This window comes from Martelella radicis (assembly GCF_014196625.1).
GTDB classification, from domain to species: Bacteria; Pseudomonadota; Alphaproteobacteria; order Rhizobiales; family Rhizobiaceae; genus Martelella; species Martelella radicis.
In genome coordinates this window covers 51,831-74,148 of the sequence record NZ_JACIDZ010000011.1, presented here as the reverse complement: position 1 = coordinate 74,148, position 22,318 = coordinate 51,831, and the positions used below count along the sequence as shown (strand labels likewise).

Genomic DNA, 22,318 nt, shown 5'->3' with positions numbered 1-22,318 from the left:
CCCGGCTTGCCAAGGGGGGGGGCTGGAAATTTTCCTATGATTGCCCACCCTGACCTTCTGGCCGGCCAGGCCGATGCACGCAGGCGGCCTTCAAGCGCATGCCGACCTCGGACAGGCGAGACGAGCACGGACAGAAAAGGCATTGGCCTTGCCTGCCGCCGCTGCTATGATGACGCCAACTGAAAATCGATTGAGCGCCATGTTGCGAGCGGCCCTTTGCGGCGACGGCTTGCGCGGTGCGATGGAACTGAAAAAGTGGAAGACCCCCAAAACAGCGACAGGCTGTCGGATGGCGGGGCGCGCTTGACAAAAGGCAGCGAGGGCAAGCGAGCCCGCCGTCGCCGATCCCGGAAGGGCAGCAGCAATGCCGCCGCCGGAGTGCCCGCGATCAAGAGCGGCGCCATGGCGCCGAATGACATGGCGTTGCCGCAAGCTTCAGCCGGTCCCCGCAAACGCAAGCGCCGCCGCGGCAAACGACGCGGTGGAGGCGAAGCTGTAGCCGATCAGAACGGCACCAAGCCGACACCGAACGCGGCAAAGGATGCTGTCGACGCCTCCGAAAAGGACCGCGACAACGCAGCGCGCGCGGACGAGACCGGCGGCGGACGGCACAAGAAGCGTCGGCGACGACGCAAGGCCCATACGAAAGGCCCGCTTGGCGCGGACGGCTGCAAGCATGAGCGCGCCGGCACGCAGCAGGCGGAGCGGCCGGAAAAGGCCGAGAATCAACACGCCTCGAGGGCACAGGCTGCAGCCGGTCAGCACGAGGCGCGCAACGGCCAGGCCTCCCAGCCCGTTTCTCAAAGCCGGGAGCGCGCGCCCTTGCGCGGTGCGAGGCCCGGCGGCCAGCATCATGCCGGCAACACGCTTTATGCCGCACTCGATCTCGGCACCAATAATTGCCGGCTTCTGATCGCCCAGCCAACACGTCACCACCAGTTTCGCGTGGTTGACGGCTTCTCGCGCATCGTTCGGCTCGGCGAGGGTTTGGCTGCGACCGGAAGCCTATCCCCGGATGCCATGGACCGCGCGGTCGAAGCGCTTTCGCTGTGCGCCGCCAAGCTGAAAGGCCGGTCTGTCCGCCGCATGCGGCTGATCGCGACAGAGGCCTGCCGCGCGGCCGACAATGGCGACATGTTCCTGAAACGCGTGCGCAATGAAACCGGGCTAGAGCTTGAAATCATCAACCGCGAGACCGAAGCGCGCCTTGCCGTTTCAAGCTGCGCCTCGCTGATCGGCCGCGAGACGCGTTCGGCGGTACTCTTCGATATCGGCGGCGGTTCATCGGAGATCGCCGTGATAAAGCTTGGCGAAAACCGCTCCCAGCGCATCGCCAACCACATCTCGCACTGGACATCGCTTCCGGTCGGGGTCGTGACCCTTTCGGAGCGTTACGGCGGCCACCACGTGACGCCGGCGATCTTCGAGGATATGGTCGCGGAAGTGACCGCGCTCCTCGGCGATTTCCATTGTCCGGAAGTCGAAGGCGGCGCCGATGACGATGGCTTCCACCTGATCGGCACGTCCGGTACGGTAACGACCCTTGCCGGCGTCCATCTCGACCTGCCGCGCTACGACCGGCGCAAGGTCGACGGGATCTGGCTTTCCGATGACGAGGTTTCGGCCATGCAGGAGAAACTACTCTCCTGGGATTTCGCCGGACGCGCCGCCAATCCCTGCATCGGTCCGGACCGGGCCGACCTTGTGCTTGCCGGCTGCGCCATTCTGGAAGCCATCCGTCGCCGCTGGCCGGCGCAACGCATGCGCGTAGCCGATCGCGGTCTGCGCGAGGGCATTCTGACCGACATGATGATGCGCGACGGCGTGTGGCGTTCGAAAAGACGCCGCAGCGGCTTCAACCGCGCGCCTCGCAACGACACCAGGGACTGACCATGGCCAAACAACCCCAAAAACCGGTCCGCACGGGCCGCAAGCTCGGCCAGAAGGTCAAGAAGTCCAAGCTCAAGGCCTCTTCGAGGCGCTGGATCGAGCGACACATTAACGACCCCTATGTGCAGCGTGCGAAGACCGAGGGCTTTCGGGCGCGCGCTGCCTACAAGCTGCTCGAGATTGACGAAAAGCATCAGATCCTTAAGGGCGCGCGGAGGATCATCGATCTGGGCGCGGCGCCTGGAAGCTGGTCGCAGATCGCCGCCAAGGTAACCGATTCGACCGACACCGATGTGCGCGTGGCAGCGATCGATTTCCTCGAAATGGCGCCGGTTCCCGGCGTCAGGTTCTTCGAGATGGATTTTCTCGATGACGAGGCGCCGAGGCTTCTGCGCGAGGCCCTCGACGGCCCGCCAGACCTGGTGGTCTCCGATATGGCCGCGCCGACCACGGGGCACAAACGCACAGACCATCTGCGCACCATGCATCTTTGCGAGGTGGCGGCCCATTTCGCCATCGAAACCCTTGCCGAAGGCGGGCATTTTCTGGCCAAGACCTTCCAGGGCGGCGCCGAGCATGATCTATTGACCATGTTGAAACAGAATTTCAAACAGGTTGTCCACGTCAAGCCGGCGGCATCGCGCTCGGAATCGGTCGAAATGTTCCTGCTGGCCAAATCCTTCAAGGGACGGCAGACGGAGGACTGAGCCCGACGGCGTCAAAGCCAGCGCAAGACCCGGTCAGCGGCTTCATTGCCGCTTCGAATGGCAGCCTCCATGTTCGGAAATTCCAGATAGTCGCCGGCAAGCGCGATCCGCTCGAGGCTCTGCGTGAGGGCTGGTTGAAGCGCAGCGCGACCCGTAAAGGCATAAGGCGCACCGAGCGGCCAGCGCTTCACCACAGGGGCTCCTGCCGGTATCAGCTCCGGCAGAAGCTTGCGGAGATCGCCGGCAAAACGGGACGCGATCTCGTCATCGCCAAGCTGCATCAGTTTTTCGGCGCGCGCCGCGCCCGCAAACATCATCAGGCTGCCTCCCTTTTCGTGGCCCGCCAAGGAGAAGCGGTTGACCGACTGGTTGAAGAGCACGCCAAAGGCACTGTCAGGCGTGGAGACCGCATAGGTTCGCTCGAGCCGGCCGGGCGCCTGCTCGGCCGTATTGAGGGCGACCGAAAGAAATGGACCATAGCGGATTTCGCCAAGCGCCGCCTTCACCGATGATCGCAGGGCGGGCATGATCGTTCGCGTCTGAGTGGCCGGCGTGGCCAGGATCACGGTGCGCGCAAAGTGCCTGACCGTTTCCGCCCCCTTCCCGTCGACCCTCACCTCAAGCGAGCCCTCGCCTCGCTCCACATGCCGCACCGGCGTTTGAAGGCGAAGGCGTCTGCCGAGACGTTCTGCAAGCGCCTCGGGCAGGCGCGATGAACCGCCAACAAGGTGAAAGCCGGGCGAAGTCGATGACCAGACATTGGCAAAGGAGCGCAGGCCGTGACCGGCTGAAATGCCGGAAGGATCTCCGCCGCATCGCTCGGTGATCGCGCGGATAATCAGGGCAGCCTGCGGATGGAGACAACCGAGCCGCTCTGCAAGCGTTTCCGCACCTGCGAAATCGAGACGCTGCCGCGTCATCTCCGGCCATGGTTCATCGGCCGTCCGCCGCAACATCGCCGCGGCCTTTCCGGAACCGAGACGAAGCCCAAGTCCCGCCTTGATCAGCGAAAGGCGCGCGGCTGGCGCAAGCGGCAGCAGAAAGGGCAGAAGCTCCGCCCTGCCCTTCAATCGGAGACGGCCCTTCAGGGCTATCGCCATCAGTCCCGCATCGATCGGGCGCAAGGATAGGCCGAGCGCGCAGCACAGATCGCCGACGATCGTGCCCGGACCGCCAAACATATGCGCGCCGAAATTCATCACGCCATTGTCGCCGTCGACGGAGCAGATCCGTCCGCCGGGACGGTCGCCCGCCTCCAGCACCAGAATGTCACGGTCACGAAGACGCCATGCGGCGGAGAGGCCGGCAATGCCCCCGCCGACGATGATGACATCGTGTATATGCGCGCCGGGCACGGCCTTGGCTCCTGCAGACCTTGCCATCTCAGCACCCTTGTCGGCAGGGCGCGGGCGCCCGGAAATCACCGCCCGCCGCGTTGTACCCGCTCCAGATCTCGACCATGGTCGACATTTTCAAGAACACCTTCTTCAAGGGCGTCGCAGACCATGGCTACTGGCCATGAGAATCACAACTGACTCGCCATTAAAATATTGAATCTATTCGTTATTTTCGCTTGAAACCGCCCTCTTCCCGTGTTTTCGTCAAGGCACGGAAACACGGCCGAAGTCAGAAATACGGCCCTTCCCGCGCTCCCGGGCGCCCGCATTGCACAGAAAGGCCCGAACCATGCCCAAGGTTCTCACCGCCGCCAAGCTCACCGGCATTCATGCCGCCACCATTTGTCCTCTGACAGAAGATTTTGAGATCGATCCGGACGCGCTGCAGGCCCATATCGCCGAAGTCACGAAGGACCGGCGTATCCGCGGACTGCTGATCAACGGCCATGCGGGCGAGAACGCACAGCTTTCCCGCGAGGCACTGGCGCGCGTTGTCGGCCTGGCGCGTCAGACAGCCCCGGCTACGTGTTTCCTGACCGCCGGCATCTATGCCGAGAGCACCGCCGAAGCGGCCCGCAGGGCGCAAGATGCCGAGGCGGCCGGGGCGGATGCGGTCCTGATCTTTCCACCCAACGGCTGGGCGCTCGGACAGGACCAAGAGACCGTCGTCGCGCATCATGCCGGCATTGCCACCGCCACTGTTCTGCCGCTTGTGCTCTACCAGGCGCCGGTCAGCGCCGGGGCAATGGCCTACCGGCCGGACACGCTTGAAGCGCTCGCGAAACTGCCGTCGGTTGCCGGCGTGAAGGAAGGGAGCTGGGAAGTCGCCACCTATGAGGAAAACTGGAGGCTGCTGCAGAAAATCCGGCCTGGGCTTTCGGTCATGGCCTCCGGCGACGAGCATCTTCTGACCTGCTACATGATCGGCACAACCGGTAGTCAGGTCAGCCTTGCGGCGATCGTGCCGGGGCTTGTCTGTGATCTGTTCGAAGCGGCCTCCGCCGGCGACTGGAGCCGCGCACGAGCGCTTCACGAAAAGCTCTACCCGCTCTCCGTCGCCATCTATCGCAAGCGTACCGGTGTCACGCCGACGGCGCGTCTGAAAGCCTGCCTTCATATTCTTGGCCTTATTCCGTCTGCCCGCGTGATGCCGCCGAACCGGCAGCCGGAGCCTGAGGAAATGCGTTTGCTTGAGGATGTTCTCCGGCCGCTTTTCTGAAGCGGCACGGAAGCCCTTGTTGCGGCGGCCGGTGGCGGCCGCCGCGTTATGTACACTCAGTCCTTGGTGGCCAGACCGAAGAGTTCCTTCTGGCTGTCGGTCTCCAGCATCTCGTTATAGAGCGGGATGACGGCCTCACGGAATGGTGCCGGATCGGGGTAGCTGAGGGTCACACCGTTCTCGACCAGAGCGTCGAGCAGCGGTTTTTCCTGCTCATCGACGTAGCCGCGCTGCCACATGGAGGCTTCCTCGCCGCTTTCCTTCAGCGCCACCTGGATGTCTTCGGGAAGACCGGAGAACATGCCTTCGTTCATGAACACGACGGCCGTCATGTTCAGCCAGCCAAGAATGGCGAAATCGGGGGCGACTTCGTAGAGCTTCTGACCGGTATAGTTCGTGGCGGCGCCTTCCGCGCCGTCGACCACGCCGCTCTGCAGCGCGCCGTAAAGTTCCGAATAGGCAAGCGGCGTCGGATTGGCGCCGAACGAACGGAAGGCATCGACATGGATCGGGTTCTGCATGGTCCGGATCTTCAGGTTCTGAATATCCTCGATGCTTTCGACGGGATCCTTCGTCATCAGGTGACGGATGCCGGAGGAAAAGACGCCGATCAGTTCGAAACCGGCGGTTTCGGCTGACGTCTCCATCGCCGCATAGACCTCTTCGTCCTCAAGCTTCTCGCTCAAGGCGGGGATGCTGGTGAACAGGAAGGGCAGGTCGAAGACGCGGAAATCAGTGATATAGTTCGAGATGGTGGAGTTTGCCGTCATCGCCATGTCGAGCGTGCCGAGCATGGTGCCTTCGACAAGCTGGGCTTCGTCGCCGAGCACGCCGTTGGGGAAAATCTCGATGGTCGCGCGGCCATCGGTCTTCTCTTCCAGAAGCTCGCGCATCAACTGCAGCCCCTTGTCCTGCACCTCATCGGCGGCGTTGGTGTGGGCGACCTTGAAGACATAATCCGCAGCAAACGCGGGTACGGCGGTGGTGCACATGAGTGCGGCAAGGCCAAAGGCCGGTATCAGTTTCATTTCAGTTCCCCTTGTTGTTTTTTGAGGCAGGTTGGAATGATCGGGCCGCCGCGTATCAGCGATAGACCAGATTGGGCAGGAAAAGCGTTACGGCCGGGATGAAGGCCGTCATCAAGAGCACGATGACCATGGGTATGAGCGGCAGCCATACCTTGGAGGCCGCCTGTTCGATCCGCCGGCCGGCGACCATGGAAGCGACATAGAGGCAGATGCCATAGGGTGGCGTGATCAGCCCGATCGAGAGGTTGAGAGCCATCAGGACGCCGAACTGTACCGGATCGATGCCGTAACCGACGGCGATCGGCATCAGAACCGGCAGCAGGATCAGGATTGCCGAGATGCTTTCCATGAACATGCCGACGACAAGCAGCAGCACGTTGACGACAAGCAGGAAGGCGACCGGCGAGGAGGCAACCTCGCGCAGCCAGCCGTCGAGTGCGCGAGTGACGCCGAGCGAGGCGATAATCCAGGAGAAGATGCTGGCCGTTGAAACGATGATCAGCACGGCGGCCGAAAGGCTGACGGTGCGCAGAATCAGCGGACCGAGATCGGTGATCTTCAGCTCGCGGTAGATGAAGCAGGAGATGCCGAGCGTGACGAAGACCGCGATGCAGGCCGCTTCCGTGGCTGTGAACACGCCGCCAACAATGCCGCCGACAATGATGACCGGCACGAACAGTGCAGGCACCGCATCGATGAACACCCGCCATAAGCGCCTCAGCGAGAAGGGCTCGGCATCGCGATAGGCTTCGCCGCCATTCCTGGCATAAAGCCACGCGCCGAAGAGAAGACTGGCGGAAATCAGCAGGCCGGGCCCGATTCCGCCGAGAAACATGGCGCCGATCGACTGGTTCGACGTGATGGCGATCACCACCATGACGATGCTGGGCGGGATGATCGAGGCCATGGAGCCGGAGGCCGCGATGATGGAAACGGCCATATCGACATTGTAGCGGCGCTTCTTCATCTCCGGCACGAGGATGGAGCTGATGGCCGCCGTATCGGCGGAGCCGGAGCCGGAAATCGCGGCAAGACCTGTGCCCGTGGTAATGGCGACCATGAACAGGCTGCCGGTGATCCAGCCGACAAGCGCGGTTGCCAGCTCGACAAAGCGGCGCGCGATGCCGCCCGCTTCCATGATCAACCCAGCCGCGACGAAGAAGGGGATTGCCATCAGCGGAAAGGAATTGACCCCGCCGTAAACGCGCTGGGCGATGATGGTAAGCGGCACATCGGTGAAAGCAACGATCGTTACCAGCGCCGCCACCCCGAGCGCCAGCACGATCGGCATGCCGGAAAAGATGAGGAGGGCAAAACCGCCAAAGGCAAGGCTCATAGCAGTTCTCCGTGTTCGGCTTCGGCAGCGCTCTTCTTGCGGCCCAAAAGGCCGGGCAGAGTGGCGATGGTGAACTCGAGCGCGAAATAGGTCATGCCAACGGGAATGGCGCTGTAAGGAATGACGAGCGGCAGCCTGAGCGCGGCCGATTTCACCATCATGCCGATGGCAACAAGACCGAAACTGCCATTGACGACGACGACCAGGAACCAGAGCCCGAGCAGAAAGGAAATGCCGCCGACGAGCTTCTGTATCCAGACGGGGCATCGCACGATCAGCACGTCAACGCCCACATGCTGATGGTGGCGCATGGCGATGCCGGCGCCGAGCATCACAAGCCAGACCTGTGCGAAGGTTGCCGTCTCTTCCGTCCCGGCAATTGAATAGTTAAAGACATAGCGCCCAAGGATCTGCACCAGAATGGCAAAGGCCATGTAGATGAACAGGCAGGCCGCGACGATATCGACTAGCCGCCTCAGGACTGTGAGTGCGAGGCAGGGCAGATCGCGTAGACGGAAGGTTCCAGCCTGCGCGCCACCGCGCGCAACGGACGTTTCAGTTGCCATAACGTTTCCAGTTTTGCTTCGTCCCGGAAGGAACGGCGTCGTTTTGATGGGAACAGCTTAACGTGGTTTGAAAAGCCCGCCAGAGCACTGTGTATTATATTTAGGCATGCACAAATTATAGGCAGTATTTGCATTGCCTCTTGCTGCGTCGGCGGCGATAAAGACATCATCTCGAAACGGCCCGCGCCGTCTCCTTCCCGCCAACCGCAATTCCGGATCGACCATGCCCCCAATGACCAGAAAATCCCCCGAAGCCGCCGCCATCGGCCTTGCCATCTGTGTCATGGGAACGGTCGAGACCGTGGCGGTCGCCCGGCGGACCGGTTTCGATTTTCTTGTGGTGGACATGGAGCATGGGCGGATCGGGCTAGACCAGATGACGGATATCTGTGTTGCCGGTCTCTTGGCGGGCCTGCCCGTCTATGCGCGTGTGACCGGCCCCGCATCTCCGGATATTGCACGCGTGCTGGACTGCGGCGCGACCGGCGTAATCGTACCGCATGTGGATACGCTTCAGCAGGCAGAGGCCATCGTGGAAAAGACCCGGTTTCTGCCCACGGGAAGCCGCGCCCTACCCGGTCCGCTGGCCATCACCGGTTTCGAGCCGGTTCCGGTCGCAGAACTCGTGGACAAGGCCGAGGCCAGCACACAAGTGATCGCGATGGTCGAAAGCCTGAGCGGACTTGAGGCCGCCGAACAGATCGCGACACTTGACGGTATCGACGGGCTGATGATCGGATCGAACGACCTTGCCGCTGCACTCGGCTGTCCCGGCGATATCGCCAATGATGCGGTGGTCGAGGCCTTCGCCGCGATCGGCCGGGCGGCAAAGCGCAAGGGCAAGACATTCGGCGTCATGGGCCTGCCGCCGGAGCGGGTGCGTGAACAGGCGCTTGATTTCGGCGCCAGGATGATCGTCGCGACGAACGAGATCAACCTCCTGTTTGAGGGCGCGCAACGCACGCTTGGCGATTTCCGGAAGATCACCGAGCGCGGCTGAAGCGACCTAACCCCGGATTTCGGCGATCCGGGTGCCGGTCGTCAGCGTGAAGGTGCGCACGAATTCGCGCGAATGGCGCGAAACCGCATGGCCGCGGGGCAGGATGGCGGTCAGCGGACGCGGAATGCGGGGTTCGAACGGCAGCACGGTCAGGTCCGAATAATGACCCGATGTGGCGGTAACCTCATCGAGCAGCGCCACGCCCCAACCCTCCTGCACGATCCGGGCGGCCGCATTGAGAAACCGTACCTCCACCTTCGGCTCGTAGGGTATCGCTGATTTCCGGAAGGCTTCTTCCAGAAGCATGGCTATCCGTGTGCCCGATAGCGGACAGATCAACCTTTCGCTTGCCAGGTCCTGCGGCGAGACGAAGGGGAGTTTCGAAAGCGGGCTGTCAGCCGAGCAGACGCAGACGGTTCTCAGCTCATCGATCGGCTGCAGGATGAGCGAATGCCGCTCGCCGGGGTCGATCGCAAAGCCGACATCGGCGATCCCCGCCTCGACCGCTTCCAGAACATTATGCAGCGGCTTGGTGTCGAGCACGACAAAGACATCCGGGAAGCGCTCCAGAAATTCACGCATCGCCATGGGCACGAGGGCTTCCGTCACTTCCGATGTCGCCACCACACGAATGCGACCTATATGGCCGGCCTTGATGTCAGCCGCGCTCTGATTGACCGTCTGCTGAAGCTGAAAGATCGGCTCGGCGCGTGCATAGAGCAGCTTCGCCTCCTCTGTCGGCACCAGCCGGTTGCTGAGCCGCTCGAACAGCGTGAATCCGACAACACCTTCCAGATGCCTGATGGCATTGCTGACGGCAGGCTGGGACATGCCCAGAACCTCTGCCGCACCCACGGTGGTGCCTGCGGTCATCACCGCATGGAAAATCTCAAGCTGCCTGAGGTTCAATGTCCGGTCTCTTCATTGCTGGCCGCAGCCATCTTGCCAAGTTTCGGCGATTTGTCGAGGTTGGCGGTATTACCCTACGGCGCGAGGCCCGCGCATTGGGCCGTGTTGCGGATATGGGCCTGCATGGCCGCGCCGGCTGCCTCGCTGTCGCCCGCACGCAGGGCGGCGACGATGGTCCGGTGCTCGCCGACGGAGGCCTTCATCCGTTCCGGATCCGTGCGCGGGATCGGCTGGCGCTGGGTTTCCGTCAGCTTGTCACGCACGGCTTCGTAGAGGTCGCGCAGCATGACGTTGGAACAGGCCGAGACGATGATCCCGTGGAACTCCAGATCGGCCTCGACATTGGCGATCAGGTCGTGGCGCGCCCAACTCTCCTCCATCGCTGCCGTTGCCTGTTCCATCAGGTCGAACTGGTAGTGGGTGAGCCTTCCCGCCGAAAGCCTCGCGATTTCGCCTTCCAGCATCACCCGGGTCTGGAACACGTCGAACACGGAATAGCTGTCGGCATAACGCCAATTGCCGGTTTCGCGCGCCTGCGGGCTACCGCCTTTTGTCACGAAAGTGCCGCGCCCCGGTTCCGTCTTGACCAGCCCCAGCGTCTCGAGCGTCAGCAGCGCTTCCCTGAGCGACGGGCGGCTAATGCCGAATTTCAGCGAGAGTTCGCGCTGGGACGGGATCTTCTCGCCGTCCTTCAGTTCTCCCGACTGGATCATGGTCTGTAACTGGCGCGCGACCGATTGCGGCAGAAGTGTCTTGTTGAGCATGCGGTCCCCGCCTCCCCGTTTGATCCGGTCAGTCTATTTTTTTGGGCCCCGTCTTGCAAAGCGGAAAAAGCCGTGCATGATTGGCCTAACTGGTCAGACCGGTTTAACCAGTTAGGCCAATCTAGGCGAAGACCAAACCAAAGCACAAGGGGAACCACAATGAAACGCACACTGAAAATCACGCTTCTTTCCGCCGTCGCCGCGCTGGCCGCCGCCGGCGCAAACGCCGCCGACTGGACCGTCGGCGCCAATATTGGCAATGTCCCGTGGGAATTCGAGGATGCCAGCGGCAAGGCCGTCGGCTTCGAGGTCGACCTCGTCGAAGAGATCGCGGAGCGCATGGGCAAGACCGTCGAGTTCGTCAACACGCCGTTCAACGGCCTGTTCCCTGCCGTGCAGTCGGGCCGCATCGACATGGCCGTCTCCTCGATCACGATTACCGAAAAGCGCCTCGAATCGGTCTCTTTCGCCCAGCCCTATTACGACAGCGACCAGTCGCTCTCGACCAGCGCCTCTTCCGGCGTGTCCGGCCTCGCCGACATGGACGGCAAGGTCGTCGGCGTCGACACCGGCTCGACCGGCGACATGTGGGCCGAAGCCCACAAGGACGAGTACGGCTTTTCCGACATCCGCCGCTATGAAGGCCTGGCGCCGGCCATGCTCGATATGACGGCAGGCCGTATCGACGGCTATATCTCCGACATTCCCGCCGTGCTCTACTACGTCAAGGACAAGCCGGAGCTGAAGGTGGTTGAACGCATCCCCACCGGCGAAAAATACTCGATCATGTTCGCCAAGGATGCGCCGCTCGCCGAAGAGGTCAACGGCGTGATCACGGCGCTGAAGGAAGACGGCACGCTGGCCGCAATCTACGAGACCTGGTTCGGCGCAGCACCCGAGGCCGGCACCTCCACGGTTGAGGTCCTCGGCATGCCGATGGCGAAGTAAGCGCCTTTTATCCGCATTCGGGCCGGCCATCGCCACAGGTGGCTCTGGCCGGCCCAACCCGGAGCCTTCTTCCGCCTATGGATCTGATCAATACATTCCTGAATGTCGACGTCTTCGTCGACAGTCTGCCGCAATTGATGCGCGGACTGCTGGTGACACTCGAGATCGGCATCGTCAGCATTCTCGTCGGCCTTGCCGGCGGGCTTCTGCTCGCGGTCACCCGGCTTTACGCCCCGAAATTCATTGCCATTCTCATCCGCTTCTATATCGACATCTTCCGGTCAATCCCGCTGCTGGTGCTGCTGATCGTCGTCTATTACGCCCTGCCCTTCGTCGGCATCCGGCTTTCGGCTTTCCTCTCCGCCGTCACCGCCCTGTCGCTGGTGTCTGCCGCCTATACCGCCGAAATCTTCCGCGCCGGCATCGAGGCCATTCCGCGCGGCCAGTTCGAGGCATCCGCCGCATTGGGGATTTCCGAACGTCACACCATGGTCGATGTCGTGCTGCCGCAGGCGATCCGCATCGTCATTCCGCCGCTCACCAATAATTGCATCAATGTGCTGAAGGATACGGCCCTTGCCTCGGTCGTCGCCATGCCGGATCTTCTCAAACAGGCGACCCAGGCGCAGGCGCTTGCCGCCAACCCGACGCCGTTGATCGGCGCGGCTCTGATCTACATCATTCTTCTCTGGCCGATGGTCGCCATCGTCACACGGCTTGAGCAGCATTTCAGCAAGGGGAGGCGCTGATGGCCGAGAAAGCGCGCACGCAGATTTCCATCCGCAACCTGAAGAAGGCCTATGGCGACTTCACCGTTCTGCATGGCATCGATCTCGACATTGCCGAGGGCGAGGTCGTCTGCGTCGTCGGCCCTTCGGGCTCCGGCAAATCGACGCTGATCCGCTGCATCAACCGGCTCGAGGGCTTTTCGGAGGAAAGCAGCATCGAGATCGACGGCCTCCCCGTCAAACGCGGGCCGGAACTGGCGCAGGTGCGCGCCGAAGTCGGCATGGTGTTCCAGAATTTCAACCTGTTCCCGCATATGAGCGTGGTGCGCAATGTCATGCTGGCACCGATGCGGGTGCGCGGCACTTCGGCGGAGAAAGCGCGCAGCCATGCGCTTGCGCTGCTGAAGCGCGTCGGAATCAGCGAACAGGCGGAGAAATACCCCGCCCAGCTTTCCGGCGGCCAGCAGCAGCGCGTGGCCATCGCCCGGGCGCTTGCGATGGAACCGCGCGTGATGCTGTTTGACGAACCGACTTCCGCGCTCGACCCTGAAATGGTCGGCGAGGTTCTCGATGTCATGCGCGATCTTGCCGGCACCGGCGTCACCATGATCATCGTCACCCACGAAATGGGCTTTGCCCGCCAGGTCGCCGATCGGGTGATCTTCATGGATGGCGGACGCGTCGTCGAGGCGGGCACGCCGGCCGCAATCTTCGACAGTCCGCAGGAGGCGCGCACCCGCGATTTTCTCCGCGCCGTGCTCAATCACTAGATAACAACAAGAGGTAAACCCCGTGTCCGGATCATCTTCTCTCGACCTTGATTTCGTCCGCAGTCAGTTTCCGGGCCTGAAACAGGACTGGGCCTTTTTCGACAATGCCGGTGGCTCGCAGATCCTGAGAGGCGCGGTCGAGCGCATCAACACCTTCCTCTATGAGAAGAACGTACAGATCGGCGGTTCCTATGACGTTTCGCAGAAGGCCGCAGCCGCCCTCTATGAGGCGCGTACCGCCGCCATGCATCTGGTCAACGCCGACCGTCCCGAAGAGATTGTCTTCGGCCCGTCATCGACCGTTCTGCTGCAGAACCTGGCGCGCGCCATGCAGAGCCAGTTCGCGCCGGGCGACGAGATCATCGTCACCATTGCCGATCATGAATCCAATATCGGCCCGTGGGAACGCCTTCAGGCGCAGGGAGTCGTCATAAAATTCTGGCCACTCGACAAGACGACCATGACGCTGAAACTGGATGACCTCGCGCCGCTGATGAGCGAGCGGACAAAGCTCGTCTGTTTCACCCATGTCTCCAATATTCTGGGGTCGGTGAACGACGTCCGCGCAATCGCCGATTTCGTGCATGAACGCGGCGCGCTCATCTGTGTGGACGCGGTAGCCTATGCGCCCCATCGCGCCGTCGATGTGCAGGCCTTCGACGCCGATTTTTACGTCTTCAGCCTCTACAAAGTGTTCGGCCCGCATTACGCGCTGATGTACGGCAAATACGCGCTTCTTGCCGAACTCGATACGCTCTACCACTATTTCTACGGCAAGGACAAAATCCCCGGCAAGCTCGAACCCGGCAACCCGAACTACGAGCTGGCCTACGCCACTTGCGGCATTGTCGACTATCTCTGCGAACTCGGCGAACAGGCCGGCGAGACCGGAACGGCGCGCGCGAAGGTCGAAGCGGGCTACAGGGCGATCACCGCCCAGGAAATAGCGCTTTCCGAGCGGCTCCTGTCCTATCTCAGGGCCCGCAATGACTGTGAGGTCATCGGCGATCCCTCCGGCCTCAATCCGAACCGGGTGCCAACGATCGCCTTCCGCCTGGATAACCGCGATTCCACCGATGTCTGCAGCGCCATCGATGAACACCGCATCGCCATCCGCCACGGCGATTTTCACTCCCGGCGCCTGGCCGAATATCTCGGCCAGACTGAAGAGGGCGGCATGCTGCGCGTCTCGATGGTGCATTACAACACGCTCGAAGAAGTCGACCGGTTGACGGCGGCGCTCGACGCGCTTTGAGAACCAGGACGCGAAACGAGAACGGCCCCGCGCTACCACGCGGGGCCGCGGCTGCCTGATTGGAGCGTCATGCCTCAGCGCATGGCTTCAGCCACGCGCAGCGTGTCGGTGAACTGCTCGAAGCGGCGGATCTTGCCATCCTCGACATCCCAGACATGAACGACGCGGGCGGTAAAGTGCTTGCCCGTCTCGCGATGCGTGCCGCTGTAGACACCGATGCCGACGACGCTGTCGCCCGCATCGAGCAGCCGCTCCAGCTTGAGGTTATAGCCGTCGAAGGCCTTGCCGAGAGCCATGAACACGTTTTCCACCACCTCGTCGGGCCCCACATAGGTGCCGCGGCAGGGAAAACCGTCCATCTCCGTCCAGCGGCAGTCCGCCGCGACATCGGCCATCATGGCCTTGATGTCGCCCCGGTCGCTCGCCTCGTAATGGGCCTTGACGATTTGATAGGCTGTGGGCATGCGCCTCTCCTCAGATGGGTTCCTGGCCCGGCTCGTAGAATGTGACAGAGGCCTTGCGGATGAAGGCGCCGGCGGGGTTGTTCTCGATCCGGCCGTCGCCGGTGATGCCGAGAAACTTGCCGGTCGAGCGGCGGTCCTCGAAATTGTAGAAGAAGGTGGAGGCCACCGGGATCTTGAACTCGCGGAAGGTGAAGATGTAGAGGTCCTTGTCGAACTTCCAGGTGGTGGCGAGATCGACATCGCCGTGGCCGCGCTGCACGCCGACAAGGCACTGCCAGGCATAGCGCTTCGACGACAGATAAGTGTGTTCGTAGGTGTGGTTCGGGCTATAGGTGAAATGCGCGCGAAGGCCGATCAGGTCACGGGTCTCCTCCGGCGTGAAGCCGGTCGCCTCCATGCCGTCCACCGTGCCGGCGCGGAAGATTTGCGCTACCTGCGGCTCGGCGCCCGCCTCCTCCTTTTCCCGCACATGGGCATAGATCGACAGCGTACGGCCGGTCTTGACGTTGAGGATGATCGTTTCGGCATCCTTGGCCCGGCTTTCGAAGTCGATATCGATGAAATAGGTGTCAGGCGCGACCTCGATCATCTCGGCGCGATCCTCGCCCGAGCCGTCATTGTCGGCCCATTTCGCCTTGCCGTCAGCAAAGACGAGCGAGAGCTTGCGGCCGTCATCAAAGCTGAGCTTGAAGCTCTTGCCCGAAAGCGCATTGGTTTCCGGCAGGCGGTTGGTGCCGATGCCGTAGGCGAACTGGTCGTAGGTCTTCCATTCGTCGGGTTTGTTGGCTGTCATGGGTTCTCCTCCTCTTGTGTTCATGATGCGAATGTGAGCGTCGGCAGGTCGACCGTGCCGGTGCCGCCGTCGACCGTCAGGATCGCGCCGCTGATCATCGATGCTTCGTCCGAGGCCAGGAAGCAGACGGCGTTTGACACGTCCTCTGCGCTTGCCGGGCGCTTGAGCGGCACGTCCTTTGTCACCAGCGCATAGGCCTCCTCGACGCTGGAAAGCCCCTTCATCTCCATCAGCGCCTTCATCTGCTCGTCCGCCATCGCCGTCGTCACCCAGCCGGGGCAGACGGTGTTGACGCGCACGCCGTAGCGGCCGTGGTCGCGGGCAAGCGATTTGGCAAGGCCGATGCAGGCATGTTTTGTGGTGACGTAACCGGCCGCGTCCGGGCCGGCGAAAAGCCCCGCGATCGAGGCGAGGACGACAATGTTGCCCTTGCGCTCGATCAGTTGCGGCAGCGTCTCGCGGGCGCTGACGAAGGCGGTGTTAAGGTTGAGACGGATCGACGTCTCCCAGGTCTCGTCGCTCATCGAGACCGTCGGGCCGACGCCGTGTCCGCCGGCATTGGCGATCAGGATGTCGATCCCGCCGAAGCGTTCGCCGATCGCCGCCACCGTCTCCTTCATGCTTTCGCCATCGGCGGCATCGGCGGCGAAAGTTTCCGCGCCAATCTTCTCGGCAACGGCCTGCAGCGGCTCCTTCCGCCGCCCGACCAGCGCGACATTGCCGCCTTCGGAGCGGATCCGCGCGGCGACCGCAGCGCCGATACCCGTTCCGCCGCCGGTGATCAGCGCCGTTTTTCCTTCAAAACGCATATTCTTGTCCTCCCTCTTTCCTGAGCGCGCACGAGGCCATCTGACCGACGCCTTGCGCATCGGTCAGTCATGCCTCTTCCACTCTCGCTTTCAGTTCTCAGCCCGGAATGAAGACCGACTGGACGGTCGTCATTTCCTTCAGGCCTTCCATGCCGAACTCGACGCCGACGCCCGACTGCTTGACGCCGCCGAAGGGGGCATTCGGCTGGATCGCGCCGTGATTGTTGATCCACACCGATCCGCATTCCATGCGCGCGGCAATGGCCTTTGCCTTCTCGATATCCGATGACCAGACCGATCCGCCGAGACCACTCTCGCTGTCATTGGCCTTGGCGATCGCCTCTTCCACATCGGAATAGCGGATGATCGGCAGGGCCGGACCGAACTGTTCCTTGTCGACAAGGTCCGTGCCGTGATCGATATCGGCGACCAGCGTGACCGGATAGAAGAAGCCGGGACCATTGGTCGGCGTACCGCCCGTCAGAACCCGCGCGCCCTTGGCCACCGCATCGCGCACATAGGAGGAGACGATGTCGAACTGCATGCGGTTCTGCAGCGGGCCGAGCATGCTGTCGTCAGCCATGCCGTCGCCGGTCTTGATGTTTGCCGCATAGGAAACGAGCGCGTCGCAGACCCCGTCATAGAGGCTGTCATGCACGTAAAGGCGCTTCAGCGCGGCGCAGGTCTGGCCGTTATTGATGAAGGCGCCCCAGAACAGGCCCTCGGCGATCGCCTTGGGATCGGCATCCGGCAGCACGATGCCGGCGTCGTTGCCGCCCAGCTCGAGCGTCAGCCGCTTTACCGTCGCCGATGCGCTTTCCATGACCTTGCGGCCCGTCGGCGTCGAGCCGGTGAACACCACCTTGCCGACATCGGGGTGAGAGGTCAGGAATGAGCCGAGCTCGTTCTCGCCGGTGATGATATTGACGACGCCCGCCGGCACCACCTCGTTGATGATCTCGACCAGACGGATCGTCGACAGCGGCGTGTTCGGCGACGGCTTGATGACGACCGTATTGCCGGCGCGGATCGCCGGCATGATGTGCCAGCAGGCGATCATCACCGGCCAGTTCCACGGCGTGATCGAGGCGACGACGCCGATCGGCTTGCGGTGGAGCTCCACCCGGCCTTCCGGCGTATCCTGAATGACTTCGACCGGCAGGTCGAGCGAGGCGGTGTAGCGCGTCCAGGCGACAGCGCCGCCGATCTCGAACCGCGAACCGATGCCGCCGAGCGGCTTGCCCTGCTCCTGCGTCAGCAGCGTGGCGAGTTCCTCGGCGTTTTCCTCGATCTTCGCGGCAATGGCGGAGACGGCTTCGGCGCGCTCGGCCGAGGATTTCGCCGCCCAGCCCGGAAAGGCATACTTTGCCGAGGCGATCGCCTTTTCCGCGTCGTCAGCCGTTGCCACCGGCATCTTGCCCACGACCTCGCCGGTCGAGGGGTTCAGCACATCCGCATAGCGACTGGTTTCAGCGGGCGTGCCTGCGATAAGAAGCCTGAAATGCTTCATCCTGTTTCCTCCCAAACATGATTTGAGAGGACTATAGGAAGCGTCAAAAGACCTGTCTTGGGGCATGACGCAGCGCAATTGGACAAAAACGCGGGCCTCGGCAGCCGCCGGCATTCTCACCCGTCAGCCGTGACCGTTCCGCCGCGCGGCAAGTTGGCGCTGACGCCATGCGGCCGGTGCCTCGCCCGCCATCCGACGGAAAAAACGGGAAAAATAGGCCGGATCGTCAAAGCCGATCTCGCGGGCGATATCCTCCACCGGCCGGATGGTAAACAGCAGAAGCCGCTTCGCCTCGGTCAGGCGCCGTTCGAGGACCAGCGTCTTCACCGACTTGCCGAAGCTCTCGTGCGCCGCCTTGTCGAGGAGATGCCGCGTCGTCGCCAGCGCCGCCACATAGCGGTCGACCGGGCGGTTCTCGCGAAAATGCGCCTCGATTTCGCGCCGCAGCGCCAGTCCGAGTGCCGCCGCGGGAGAACTCCGTGCCGGAAGGGCGCGCTCAAGCCTGCGCACATGGGCGAGAATCGCATGCGCCAGCCCGGTCATCACCGAAATGCTCTCCCGGTCACCGACCCGGTATTCCTCCAGAATGAGCCGGCTGAGCGATGCCAGGTGGGAGAAGGCCAGTTGCCCGGCATCGCCCGCGACGAAGACGGCCCGCTCCGGCGTCACAGCAAAGGCGTCATGGGCGGAGCGCAACCCGCCATCGGCGATTGAAAGCACGATCGCGTCGGCGTCCGCGCCGACGGAAAAGCCGTGGACGACGCCGCTCGGCATGAAGCCGACGGCCGGCGCGGAAAAGTCGACGACTGTCTCCTCATAGCGGTAGGTTCCCCCGCCTTTGTACCAGAAAATCACCTGCGCCATGTGCTGATGCCGGTGCGGCGCGACATTGCCGAAATGCAGGCTCCGGCGCTCCATCACCGTTTCCACATGCATGAAATCGACGTCGATCGAGCGGCTCGGCTCGCCATAGACGAAGAAATCGGGAATGGTCTCGGCTTTGGTCATCGCCGGAAAAAGTACCAGAGATTTGCTCTGTTTGTCCATGGGCAGACTGCCCGCCCAGACTTAACATTTGTCATTATCTGATTGGGAGGACAATATGCGAGCTGAAGATTATCGCGCCGACAAGAAGCGCCCCTTTACCGGTGCGGAATACATAGAGAGCCTGAAGGACGGCCGGGAGGTCTATATCAACGGCGAGCGCATCACCGACGTCACCGAGCATCCGTCGATGCGCAACTCAGTGCGCTCGCTGGCAAGGCTCTACGATGCACTACATGACGAAAAGTCCAAGGAACGCCTGACATCGCCGACCGACACCGGCTCCGGCGGCTATACCCACAAATTCTTCCGCGTTGCCCGTTCCGCCGATGATCTGGTTGCCCAGCAGGGCGCTATCGCCGACTGGGCGCGCATGTCCTATGGCTGGATGGGCCGGACCGCCGACTACAAGGCGGCACTGATGAACACGCTCGGCGCGAACGCGGACTGGTATGGCGAATTCGCCGACAATGCCCGCTCCTGGCACAAGCGCGCTCAAGAATCCGTTCTGTTCATGAACCACGCCATCGTCAATCCGCCGATCGACCGCCACAAGCCCGCCGATGCGGTGAAGGACGTCTATGTCCACATCACCAAGGAAACCGATGCCGGCATCTATGTCTCCGGCGCGAAGGTAGTGGCGACCTCCTCGGCGCTGACGCACTACAATTTCCTGGCGCAGAGTTCGGCGACGGTGACAGAGGATCCCTCGCTCTCGGTGATGTTCATCCTGCCGATGAACGCGCCGGGCGTGAAGATGTTCTGCCGCGTCTCCTACGAGGAAGCGGCCAACACGGTCGGCCAGCCCTTCGATTATCCGCTCTCCTCGCGCTTTGACGAGAACGACGCGATCCTGGTGCTCGACAATGTGTTCGTGCCCTGGGAAGACGTTCTGGTGCTGCGCGATGCAAGGAAGATCCTCTCCTTCCATCCGGCCTCGGGCTTCATGCACGGCTATTGTTTCCAGGGCTGCACACGGCTTGCCGTCAAGCTCGATTTCCTCGCCGGGTTGCTTGCCAAGGCGCTGCGCTGCACCGGCGGCGATGCCTTCCGCGGCAACCAGGCGATGCTCGGCGAGGTAATCGCCATCCGCCACCAGTTCTGGGCCTTTTCCAATGCCATGGCGCGCAATCCGATCGAATGGGCCGATGGCGCGGTGCTGCCGAACCTCGAGGCAGCGCTGTGCTACCGCACCTTCATGTCTGAGGCCTATCCGAAGGTCATCGATCTCATCCGCCGCACGGTCGCCTCGGGTCTCATCTACCTGCCATCCTCGGCCAAGGATTTCGCCAATCCGGAGATAGACCGCTACCTCTCCCAATATGTGCGCGGCTCCAACGATATCGGCCACAAGGAACGCATCAAGATCATGAAGCTTCTGTGGGATGCGACCGGCTCGGAATTCGGCGGACGCCACGCGCTTTACGAGCTGAACTATGCCGGCGCGCCGGAGGAGGTGCGGCTCCAGGTCCTGAAGGGCGCCCAGCGCGGCGGTATTCTGGAAGAGATGGAAGCCCTCGTCGATACCTGCATGTCCGATTATGACGAGAACGGCTGGACCGGCGATACCTGGCTTCAGCCGCTGGGCAGCAAACCGGGCTTCAATCAGGCCGCTGAATAAGGGGCGGTCATGGAAAAGCTTGAGACGCGGGAGGTTTCCCGCACCGAGTTCCGCAACGCCATGGCGCGCGTCTGCGCACCGGTCAATGTCATCACCACGAAAGGACCCGCCGGACGCGGCGGGTTCACGGCCACCGCCATGTGCTCTGTCACCGACGAGCCGCCGACGCTTCTGGTCTGCATGAATGCGGGCTCGTCCCAGGCCCAGATGTTCGTCGAGAACCGGCGCTTCTGCGTCAATGTCCTGACCGGCGAGCACCGCGATCTGGCGGGACTTTTCGCCGGCAAGGAAAAGGACATGGAGGCCCGCTACGCCGCCGCGCGCTGGACGGACCTCAAGTCCGGCAACCAGGCGCTCGCCGACGCGATCGTCTCCTTCGATTGCAATCTCATCGATGTCCACCGCGTCGGCACGCACAACATCCTGATCGGCGCCGTCAGCGAAATCCGCACCCGCGCCGACGGGCACGCGCTTCTATACTTCGACCGCAACTTCGTGCATGTGCCGACGGCCACGGGGAGTTTCGGAGGGTAGGTCTATCGCCGACGGTCTGTCACGCGGATATGAAGACCTGACGGAGATGCGGACACCATCGCTGGTCCGTCTCCACAGGCAGCGACCGACCGACTGTCCTTCGGCAATCTCGGATAGCCTCGAAGGAGCGCAGCGAAATATTGGTCAAGCATGAACGGAACTCCAGTAGCAAAAGTGCCCGGAGTAAGAACTCCCGTTTTGATTGCGTTTTATACCAGGAAGCGGCGCTGTGACGGCTTCATGTAGGCCTTCAGCCAGCGGAGTAGTGCATGTTTCATCAGCCATCTGTCAGCGCTCGTGCTCATGCGGGCTGATATTCAGAAAAGCCAGCCAGCGCTTCCCAACAGCCGTACATGTTGCCAACAAATCACACTTATAACGAGATTCGAATTATTTTTACCATGTGAGATTGAGATACAAAAATGATTAATATCTCCTTGCATCGCTTCAGATCGCGACCAAGGAGAACCCGATGCAGTTTGGAAACATGCTTTTAGTCATCGATAAATTCCCGCTGGGAAGAAGGCTCTGGAGTACAACGGCGTCCAACCTGGCACTCGCAGTTGTGGCCACAACCACCATGGGCGGTGAGGCGCTTGCCGAGGGGGAATGTGGAACGCCGCAAAACAACGTGATCAACTGCGACAATCTCAACTATCCAACCGGGATCACATACCCATCGGCCAATGGACTGACGCTAAAAATCCAAAACCCATATACGCAGGTGCAAGGCAATATCGTCGTGCACGCTGCCCCCAACTCCACGCAACCGATTTCAGTTGAAGCCAGCACTTTCCATAGCATCAGCGGATATGTGGAGTTGATGTCCGACACCGCAGCGTTGACGGCGGCGATTGGGAAGGGGACGGCATCGAGCGTCACCACCGAAACCAACACAAGCGGCAATTCCTCGGTTATCCTTTCGGGCGCGAAATTGGACGTCAACAGTCTGCCCGGCTACAATGCAGTGTTCAGTCGAACGGGGCACACAGGAGACGCCTCCGTCACGATCCAGAACGCCGCTGA

General features: G+C 62.2%; 22 protein-coding genes. 10 read left to right on the top strand and 12 right to left on the bottom strand.

Features of this window, described 5'->3' with window-relative positions; all coding sequences use genetic code 11:
* Nucleotides 1-255 precede the first annotated feature (255 nt).
* A complete protein-coding gene (locus tag GGR30_RS15855; RefSeq protein ID WP_183488077.1) occupies nucleotides 256-1,890 on the top strand; it encodes a Ppx/GppA phosphatase family protein in 1,635 nt (544 codons plus the stop codon).
* A 2-nt stretch (nucleotides 1,891-1,892) separates the two neighbouring features.
* Nucleotides 1,893-2,597 (top strand): RlmE family RNA methyltransferase, encoded by a 705-nt coding sequence (locus tag GGR30_RS15850; protein ID WP_183488075.1) that lies wholly within the window; start codon nucleotides 1,893-1,895, stop codon nucleotides 2,595-2,597.
* Nucleotides 2,598-2,608: 11 nt separating this feature from the next.
* Here the strand turns inward: GGR30_RS15850 and GGR30_RS15845 are convergent, their stop codons facing one another.
* Nucleotides 2,609-3,979: a flavin monoamine oxidase family protein gene (locus GGR30_RS15845; RefSeq protein WP_183488073.1), complete on the bottom strand. Its 1,371-nt coding sequence runs from the start codon at nucleotides 3,977-3,979 to the stop codon at nucleotides 2,609-2,611.
* 304 nt (nucleotides 3,980-4,283) lie between these two features.
* Here GGR30_RS15845 and GGR30_RS15840 point away from each other — a divergent pair, with 304 nt between their 5' ends.
* Entirely contained in the window at nucleotides 4,284-5,213 is a 930-nt protein-coding gene (locus GGR30_RS15840) for a dihydrodipicolinate synthase family protein (protein WP_183488071.1), read from the top strand.
* A gap of 56 nt (nucleotides 5,214-5,269) precedes the next feature.
* Here the strand turns inward: GGR30_RS15840 and GGR30_RS15835 are convergent, their stop codons facing one another.
* From GGR30_RS15835 to GGR30_RS15825, 3 genes are read right to left on the bottom strand one after another with little or no spacing between them, the layout of a single operon-like run.
* On the bottom strand, nucleotides 5,270-6,241 hold the full coding sequence (locus GGR30_RS15835; protein WP_183488069.1) for a TRAP transporter substrate-binding protein: 972 nt from the start codon (nucleotides 6,239-6,241) through the stop codon (nucleotides 5,270-5,272).
* 55 nt (nucleotides 6,242-6,296) lie between these two features.
* Nucleotides 6,297-7,577: a TRAP transporter large permease gene (locus tag GGR30_RS15830; RefSeq protein WP_183488067.1), complete on the bottom strand. Its 1,281-nt coding sequence runs from the start codon at nucleotides 7,575-7,577 to the stop codon at nucleotides 6,297-6,299.
* Entirely contained in the window at nucleotides 7,574-8,143 is a 570-nt protein-coding gene (locus GGR30_RS15825; RefSeq protein WP_183488065.1) for a TRAP transporter small permease, read from the bottom strand. Before GGR30_RS15825 ends, GGR30_RS15830 begins: the two co-directional genes overlap by 4 nt.
* 232 nt (nucleotides 8,144-8,375) lie before the next feature.
* On the opposite strand from GGR30_RS15825, the gene GGR30_RS15820 reads away from it, so the two are divergent.
* Nucleotides 8,376-9,143: an HpcH/HpaI aldolase family protein gene (locus tag GGR30_RS15820; RefSeq protein WP_210288077.1), complete on the top strand. Its 768-nt coding sequence runs from the start codon at nucleotides 8,376-8,378 to the stop codon at nucleotides 9,141-9,143.
* A gap of 6 nt (nucleotides 9,144-9,149) precedes the next feature.
* Here the strand turns inward: GGR30_RS15820 and GGR30_RS15815 are convergent, their stop codons facing one another.
* The gene (locus GGR30_RS15815; protein ID WP_183488063.1) at nucleotides 9,150-10,052 is read right to left on the bottom strand and encodes a LysR family transcriptional regulator; all 903 of its coding nucleotides are present in this window, start codon (nucleotides 10,050-10,052) and stop codon (nucleotides 9,150-9,152) included.
* 74 nt (nucleotides 10,053-10,126) lie between these two features.
* Entirely contained in the window at nucleotides 10,127-10,816 is a 690-nt protein-coding gene (locus GGR30_RS15810) for a FadR/GntR family transcriptional regulator (RefSeq protein WP_183488061.1), read from the bottom strand.
* A gap of 159 nt (nucleotides 10,817-10,975) precedes the next feature.
* Between GGR30_RS15810 and GGR30_RS15805 the strand changes: the two genes are divergently transcribed.
* From GGR30_RS15805 to GGR30_RS15790, 4 genes are all read left to right on the top strand, one after another.
* Nucleotides 10,976-11,764, top strand: coding sequence for a transporter substrate-binding domain-containing protein (locus GGR30_RS15805; RefSeq protein WP_183488059.1), 789 nt, complete (start codon nucleotides 10,976-10,978; stop codon nucleotides 11,762-11,764).
* Between the two features lie 77 nt (nucleotides 11,765-11,841).
* Nucleotides 11,842-12,513, top strand: coding sequence for an amino acid ABC transporter permease (locus tag GGR30_RS15800; RefSeq protein WP_183488057.1), 672 nt, complete (start codon nucleotides 11,842-11,844; stop codon nucleotides 12,511-12,513).
* Nucleotides 12,513-13,262: an amino acid ABC transporter ATP-binding protein gene (locus GGR30_RS15795; protein ID WP_183488055.1), complete on the top strand. Its 750-nt coding sequence runs from the start codon at nucleotides 12,513-12,515 to the stop codon at nucleotides 13,260-13,262. Before GGR30_RS15800 ends, GGR30_RS15795 begins: the two co-directional genes overlap by 1 nt.
* Before the next feature lie 22 nt (nucleotides 13,263-13,284).
* Nucleotides 13,285-14,517, top strand: a complete 1,233-nt coding sequence (locus tag GGR30_RS15790; RefSeq protein WP_183488053.1) for a cysteine desulfurase-like protein — start codon at nucleotides 13,285-13,287, stop codon at nucleotides 14,515-14,517.
* A gap of 74 nt (nucleotides 14,518-14,591) precedes the next feature.
* Here the strand turns inward: GGR30_RS15790 and GGR30_RS15785 are convergent, their stop codons facing one another.
* The 5 genes from GGR30_RS15785 to GGR30_RS15765 all read right to left on the bottom strand — a co-directional run bounded on the left by GGR30_RS15785 (nucleotide 14,592) and on the right by GGR30_RS15765 (nucleotide 19,140).
* Nucleotides 14,592-14,981 (bottom strand): nuclear transport factor 2 family protein, encoded by a 390-nt coding sequence (locus GGR30_RS15785; RefSeq protein WP_183488051.1) that lies wholly within the window; start codon nucleotides 14,979-14,981, stop codon nucleotides 14,592-14,594.
* A 10-nt stretch (nucleotides 14,982-14,991) separates the two neighbouring features.
* Nucleotides 14,992-15,774, bottom strand: a complete 783-nt coding sequence (locus GGR30_RS15780) for a MoaF C-terminal domain-containing protein (protein WP_183488049.1) — start codon at nucleotides 15,772-15,774, stop codon at nucleotides 14,992-14,994.
* Between the two features lie 20 nt (nucleotides 15,775-15,794).
* Nucleotides 15,795-16,583: an SDR family NAD(P)-dependent oxidoreductase gene (locus GGR30_RS15775; protein ID WP_183488047.1), complete on the bottom strand. Its 789-nt coding sequence runs from the start codon at nucleotides 16,581-16,583 to the stop codon at nucleotides 15,795-15,797.
* Between the two features lie 97 nt (nucleotides 16,584-16,680).
* Nucleotides 16,681-18,093 carry an aldehyde dehydrogenase family protein gene (locus tag GGR30_RS15770; RefSeq protein WP_183488045.1) on the bottom strand — a complete coding sequence of 471 codons (1,413 nt, stop codon included), beginning with the start codon at nucleotides 18,091-18,093 and terminating at the stop codon, nucleotides 16,681-16,683.
* A gap of 123 nt (nucleotides 18,094-18,216) precedes the next feature.
* On the bottom strand, nucleotides 18,217-19,140 hold the full coding sequence (locus GGR30_RS15765; protein ID WP_246413947.1) for a helix-turn-helix domain-containing protein: 924 nt from the start codon (nucleotides 19,138-19,140) through the stop codon (nucleotides 18,217-18,219).
* A 55-nt stretch (nucleotides 19,141-19,195) separates the two neighbouring features.
* Here GGR30_RS15765 and GGR30_RS15760 point away from each other — a divergent pair, with 55 nt between their 5' ends.
* Nucleotides 19,196-20,758, top strand: coding sequence for a 4-hydroxyphenylacetate 3-hydroxylase N-terminal domain-containing protein (locus tag GGR30_RS15760; protein ID WP_183488043.1), 1,563 nt, complete (start codon nucleotides 19,196-19,198; stop codon nucleotides 20,756-20,758).
* Between the two features lie 9 nt (nucleotides 20,759-20,767).
* Complete coding sequence (locus GGR30_RS15755; protein ID WP_183488041.1) at nucleotides 20,768-21,292, top strand: flavin reductase; 525 nt, start codon at nucleotides 20,768-20,770, stop codon at nucleotides 21,290-21,292.
* A 654-nt stretch (nucleotides 21,293-21,946) separates the two neighbouring features.
* On the opposite strand, the gene GGR30_RS15750 is transcribed toward GGR30_RS15755, so the two are convergent.
* A complete protein-coding gene (locus tag GGR30_RS15750) occupies nucleotides 21,947-22,237 on the bottom strand; it encodes a hypothetical protein (protein WP_183488038.1) in 291 nt (96 codons plus the stop codon).
* Nucleotides 22,238-22,318 lie beyond the last annotated feature (81 nt).